This is a genomic window from Halovivax sp. (assembly GCA_007119345.1).
Classification (GTDB): Archaea; Halobacteriota; Halobacteria; order Halobacteriales; family Natrialbaceae; genus Halovivax.
The window spans coordinates 1-2826 of sequence record SKPV01000038.1; the positions used below are offsets into that span (position 1 = coordinate 1).

At 69.7% G+C, this 2826-nt stretch carries 3 protein-coding genes and 1 pseudogene; all 4 read left to right on the forward strand.

Going from position 1 to position 2826, the window contains the following annotated elements:
* Window positions 1-127 (forward strand): annotated as a pseudogene (locus QZT59_RS03270) (ABC transporter ATP-binding protein); the annotation flags it as partial.
* Entirely contained in the window at window positions 124-984 is an 861-nt protein-coding gene (locus QZT59_RS03275) for an ABC transporter permease subunit (RefSeq protein WP_290811285.1), read from the forward strand. The pseudogene QZT59_RS03270 and the gene QZT59_RS03275, both read left to right, overlap by 4 nt.
* A complete protein-coding gene (locus QZT59_RS03280) occupies window positions 984-1850 on the forward strand; it encodes an ABC transporter permease (RefSeq protein ID WP_290811288.1) in 867 nt (288 codons plus the stop codon). The genes QZT59_RS03275 and QZT59_RS03280 overlap by 1 nt, the downstream gene beginning before the upstream one ends.
* A 146-nt stretch (window positions 1851-1996) precedes the next feature.
* Window positions 1997-2826: hypothetical protein (locus QZT59_RS03285; RefSeq protein WP_290811290.1), on the forward strand; the 830-nt coding region annotated here is incomplete at its 3' end.

Consider the following 2826-nt stretch of genomic DNA (forward strand, 5'->3'; position numbering starts at 1 on the left):
CGACTACAACGCGCTGATCGACCACCTGGGCGGGTTCGACGTCCGGGACCTCGACGTCGGCGACCCGCAACTGGACGACGTCTTCAAGCACTACTACGGGGACGACGCCCCGGCGGGGGCGGAATGAGCCCGACGCCGCGGCGCGCGGGCGGGGGCGAGGACGGGGTGTCGGCGAGCCGACGCTGGCCGGGCGGAGTCGGGTCCACGGCCGTCCTCCGCGTCGAGTCGGCAAAGCTGGTCCGCAGCTCGCTCGTCCTGACCGGGCTGTTCGCCCTCCTCGCGGCGTTCTTCTTCGTCGTGTTCCCGGCCTTCGCCGAGGAGGCGGAGCTCATCGAGGAGGCGTTCCCGGCGTTCCTCGTCGGCCTGCTCGGGATCGAGGAGATCCACACCATCGAAGGCTTCGTCGGCGGCTACGTCTTCTCCGTCGTCTGGGTCCTCTTCGCCGGGATCTACTTCGCCTACGCCGCCGCCGGGCTGATCGCCGAGGACGTCCGGGCGCGTCGCATGGACCTGCTGCTCTCAAACCCCGTCTCGCGCGAGTCGGTGGTGCTCCAGAAGGTCGCCGCCCTCTGGGTGCCGCTGGTCGCGCTGAACCTCGGCTTGCTCGTCGTCGTCTACCTCGGGGCGGCCGCGATCGGCGAGACCCTCGACCCCGTCTCGCTCGGCGTGGCCCACCTCCTCACCGTCCCCTACCTGCTGGTCTGTGCGGGGATCGGCATCGTCTTCTCCGTCAGCCTCGACCGCGTCGAGAGCGCACAGGCCGGCGCGCTCGGGCTCGTCTTCGTCCTCTGGCTGATCGAGGGACTCTCGGAGACGGCGCCGGAGTACGAGTGGGTCGGGACCGCGTCGCCCAGCCGGTACTACGACCCGTCGGCCATCCTCGTCCGCGAGGAGTACGCGCTCGGCGACGCAGCGATCCTTCTGGCGGCGTCCGTGGTCCTGGTCGGCGTCGCGATCGCCGTCTTCGCCAGGAGGGACATCTGATGGGGTCGGAACCGGAATCCGGCGACTCGGCCGCGCGCCAGGCGACGGCGAATTCCTCCAGACTGGCCGCGATCGGTGGCGCCTCGACGGCCCTCCTGCGCGTCGAGTCCGGCAAGCGCGTCCGCAGCTCGCTCGTGATCGTGGTCGTCTTCGCCCTGCTCGCCGCGATGTACTTTGCGATGTTCCCGAGCGTCCAGGAGGAGATGGAAGTTCTGGAGGGCGCCTTCCCCGCCTTCTTCTTCGACCTGTTCGGGATCGAAGCGCTGGGCACCATCGAGGGCTTCATCGCCGCAGAGATCTACTCGTTCTTCTGGATCGTCCTCGTCGGCATCTACTTCGCCTCCGTCGGCGCCGGCACGATCGCGAAGGACGTCGACGAGCGGAAGATGGACCTCACGCTCTCCAATCCGATCTCGCGCGAGTCCGTGGTGCTCCAGAAAGTCGCCGCCCTCTGGCTCCCGCTGGCCGTGCTGAACGTCGGCGTCGGCGCCATCGTCTTCCTCGGCGGGGCGATCATCGGGGAGCCGTTCGATCCCGTCGCCGTCGCGATGGTACACCTGCTCTCGGTTCCGTACTTGCTGGTGTGCGCGGCGATCGGACTCGTCTGCTCCGTCGCGATCGACCGCGTCCGAACCGCGAGGGCGACGGCGCTGACGGTCGTCTTCGCCCTCTGGCTGCTCGACAGCGTCTCCAGGCTGGACGACAACTACGAGTGGATCGGCGCCGTGGGGCCGAGCCGCTACTACGACGAGACCGCTATCCTCGTCCGCGAGGAGTACGCCTACGGCGACGCCGGGATCCTCCTGGCGGCGTTCGTGGTCCTGGTCGGCGTCGCCGTCTTGCTGTTCACGCGGCGGGACATCTGAGCGTGTGGCGACCTCTGGGAGTCCGTCCGTGGACACGGTTATTCGCGTGAGCCTCTCCGGCGACGTTCGCGAGTCAGCCCGGGAGCGGCCGGGTCGGTCGCGGTGTGGGCTATAACTCCCCGTCGGTCGTACTCCCTTTCGTGACAATGAAACGACGAGACGTTCTGCGTTCGGCCGGTCTCACGACGACCGCGATCGCCCTCGTGCCGACGAGCGTCGCGACGGCCGACGCGCGAACGGTCGGCGGTGGGCGGATCGAGGGAGACGAACACCTCCCGGGGTACGAGCGCTGGCTCGCGCTCGAGGAGGGCGCGCTCGCGTTCGACTACGTCGACTGGGCGGCCCTCGAGGAGTTCGTGGCGACGGAACTCGAGGAGGCAGAGCCGGGCGAGGAGGTCCCGGCCGAGTTCGCCGCGGATCCGATGATCGCGCCGGTGTCGGAGGGGCTGATCTCGGCGTACTTCTTCGTCGGACTCGAGCTCGCGCGGTTCGGCCTTGGCCGACTCCTCGACGACGACGGGCCGTTCACGTCCGAGGTAGAGGAGCTGGTGCAGGTCGGCGACGCCTTCGTCGTGACCGGGGTCATCGACCGCGAGGAGCTCGACGCGGAGCTGACCGCCGAGCCGGTGGCCGACTTCCAGACGCAGCTGGAACGGACGGGTGAGCAGGGTGAGTTCGACGTCTACGAGTCCGTCGAGGGCGAGAACGAGACTGCGATCGCCCTCGGCGACGACGCGATCGCGGTCGTCGACGGGGCGGAGCCCGAGACGGACGTCGAGCCGACGGCGATCATCGAGCGAACCGTGGACGTCGCGGCGGGCGACGTCGCCCGGGCGACCGACGAGTCCGAGGGGGTCGCGTGGCTCCTCGAGGCGGCCGGCGACGGTGACGTGGCGGTCGGCCAGTACGGCGGGCCCTTCGAAGCCGACGAGTTGCGCCACCCGGCGCTCGAGGCGCTCGCGGACGCGGAGGGCTA

Excerpts from the sequence above, each read along its gene's own strand:
- QZT59_RS03275 (WP_290811285.1), top strand. The coding sequence starts at position 124 with ATGAGCCCGACGCCGCGGCGCGCGGGCGGGGGCGAGGACGGGGTGTCG.
- QZT59_RS03280 (WP_290811288.1), top strand. The coding sequence starts at position 984 with ATGGGGTCGGAACCGGAATCCGGCGACTCGGCCGCGCGCCAGGCGACG.